The organism is Streptomyces noursei (assembly GCF_001646665.1).
Taxonomy (GTDB): domain Bacteria; phylum Actinomycetota; class Actinomycetes; order Streptomycetales; family Streptomycetaceae; genus Streptomyces; species Streptomyces lavendulocolor.
In genome coordinates, this window is the sequence record NZ_LWBU01000121.1 from 1 (window position 1) to 250 (window position 250).

The 250-nt window shown below is 80.8% G+C and carries 1 protein-coding gene; it reads right to left on the reverse strand.

What is annotated here, in order from left to right:
* Positions 1–250 (reverse strand): DUF6801 domain-containing protein (locus A4V12_RS11645; protein WP_350498009.1); only part of this gene is annotated, 250 nt, incomplete at both ends.

Consider the following 250-nt stretch of genomic DNA (forward strand, 5'->3'; position numbering starts at 1 on the left):
CGGTGGAGAAGGTGAGGTCGCCGCCCGACGAGGCGGTCACCGCGGGCACGGCGCCCGCGCCCTCGACGGTGTGCGGCCCGGTGGCCGGCAGGGCCCGGTCCGGGGCGGTCAGCTGGGTCCACGGCAGGTCCGCGGAGTCGGTGCCCTGCGTCACCCGCCCGGCGAGGCGCACCGCTCCGTGCGCCGTCGTCGCGCCGGTGGCGGCGAGCCGGGCGACCGCCTCCGCGGGCAGTTCGACGGCGACCCGCAC